This is a genomic window from Vibrio furnissii CIP 102972 (assembly GCF_000176175.1).
GTDB lineage: Bacteria > Pseudomonadota > Gammaproteobacteria > Enterobacterales > Vibrionaceae > Vibrio > Vibrio furnissii.
The window spans coordinates 1-2,424 of record NZ_ACZP01000001.1; the positions used below are offsets into that span (position 1 = coordinate 1).

1 tRNA gene and 2 rRNA genes are annotated in these 2,424 nt (G+C 49.6%); all 3 read right to left on the minus strand.

Annotated elements, in window-relative coordinates:
* A 23S ribosomal RNA gene (locus VFA_RS00005) occupies positions 1–1,573 on the minus strand; the annotation flags it as partial.
* Positions 1,574–1,863: 290 nt separating this feature from the next.
* Positions 1,864–1,939 (minus strand) — tRNA-Glu (locus VFA_RS00010).
* 98 nt (positions 1,940–2,037) lie between these two features.
* A 16S ribosomal RNA gene (locus tag VFA_RS00015) occupies positions 2,038–2,424 on the minus strand; the annotation flags it as partial.

The window sequence follows — 2,424 nt, forward strand, 5'->3', positions numbered from 1 at the left end:
TGAAGCTTAGAGGCTTTTCCTGGAAGCATGGCATCAAGGACTTCACACCCGTAGGTGCTCGACGTCGTGTCTCAGCCTTAAAGAGAGCCGGATTTACCTAACTCTCAAGCCTACGCACTTGAACCTGGACAACCGTCGCCAGGCCCACCTAGCCTTCTCCGTCCCCCCATCGCAATTGTAAGAAGTACGGGAATATTAACCCGTTTCCCATCGACTACGCTTTTCAGCCTCGCCTTAGGGGTCGACTTACCCTGCCCCGATTAACGTTGGACAGGAACCCTCGGTCTTCCGGCGGGGAGGTTTTTCACCCCCCTTGTCGTTACTCATGTCAGCATTCGCACTTCTGATACCTCCAGCATGCTTTACAACACACCTTCAACGGCTTACAGAACGCTCCCCTACCCAATACGATAAATCGCATTGCCGCAGCTTCGGTTTACAGCTTAGCCCCGTTACATCTTCCGCGCAGGCCGACTCGACTAGTGAGCTATTACGCTTTCTTTAAATGATGGCTGCTTCTAAGCCAACATCCTAGCTGTCTGAGCCTTCCCACATCGTTTCCCACTTAGCTGTAATTTGGGACCTTAGCTGGCGGTCTGGGTTGTTTCCCTCTCCACGACGGACGTTAGCACCCGCCGTGTGTCTCCCGGATATTACTTACTGGTATTCGGAGTTTGCAAAGGGTTGGTAAGTCGGGATGACCCCCTAGCCTTAACAGTGCTCTACCCCCAGTAGTATTCGTCCGAGGCGCTACCTAAATAGCTTTCGGGGAGAACCAGCTATCTCCGAGTTTGATTGGCCTTTCACCCCTAGCCACAAGTCATCCGCTAATTTTTCAACATTAGTCGGTTCGGTCCTCCAGTTGATGTTACTCAACCTTCAACCTGCCCATGGCTAGATCACCCGGTTTCGGGTCTATATCCAGAGACTGAACGCCCAGTTAAGACTCGGTTTCCCTACGGCTCCCCTATATGGTTAACCTTGCCACTGAATATAAGTCGCTGACCCATTATACAAAAGGTACGCAGTCACCCCACAAAGGAGGCTCCTACTGCTTGTACGTACACGGTTTCAGGTTCTATTTCACTCCCCTCACAGGGGTTCTTTTCGCCTTTCCCTCACGGTACTGGTTCACTATCGGTCAGTCAGGAGTATTTAGCCTTGGAGGATGGTCCCCCCATATTCAGACAGGATAACACGTGTCCCGCCCTACTCGATTTCACTGAACATGCGCTGTCGGCTACGGGGCTATCACCCTGTTTCGCGGTCCTTTCCAGAACCTTCACCTGACGCATGTAAAGCTTAAGGGCTAATCCAATTTCGCTCGCCGCTACTATCGGAATCTCGGTTGATTTCTTCTCCTCGGGGTACTTAGATGTTTCAGTTCCCCCGGTTCGCCCTGTTAACCTATGTATTCAGTTAACAGTAACTGCTTATGCAGTTGGGTTTCCCCATTCGGAAATCTCAGACTCAAGTGGCTGTTACTGCCTAATCTGAGCTTATCGCAAGTTACTACGTCCTTCATCGCCTCTGACTGCCAAGGCATCCACCGTGTACGCTTAGTCACTTAACCATACAACCCGAAGGAGTTTCGAGTTGTTGTTAAACAACCTAGGTGTCACACATTTAATTTACATGAGTGTGTGACTGATTTTGCCGGACTCAATTTGAAGACTTACTGAAACAGTAAGCTTCGATACCAAGCACACTTGAATGTGTTTGTTGGTGTATTCCATTTAGGAATACATTGAGAACTTTACAAACAACAATAAATTGTTGTTTTGTCAGCTTTCCAAATTGTTAAAGAGCAGATTTTCTAATGAAAACCATGTTTAAAGATTCTAAAGGTAAAACCTTTAAAGATGGTATCCCGTAGGGGAGTCGAACCCCTGTTACCGCCGTGAAAGGGCGGTGTCCTAGGCCTCTAGACGAACGGGACACAGCAATGTGCTCGCGCTAAAGGGCAGAGGCACGAATCTCTTCACTTTATTAAACACTATCAATCTGTGTGAACACTCATCGCAATAATCATTCGTATAAGGAGGTGATCCAGCGCCAGGTTCCCCTAGCGCTACCTTGTTACGACTTCACCCCAGTCATGAACCACAAAGTGGCAAGCGTCCTCCCGAAGGTTAAACTACCTGCTTCTTTTGCAGCCCACTCCCATGGTGTGACGGGCGGTGTGTACAAGGCCCGGGAACGTATTCACCGTGGCATTCTGATCCACGATTACTAGCGATTCCGACTTCATGGAGTCGAGTTGCAGACTCCAATCCGGACTACGACGCACTTTTTGGGATTCGCTCACTTTCGCAAGTTGGCTGCCCTCTGTATGCGCCATTGTAGCACGTGTGTAGCCCTACTCGTAAGGGCCATGATGACTTGACGTCGTCCCCACCTTCCTCCGGTTTATCACCGGCAGTC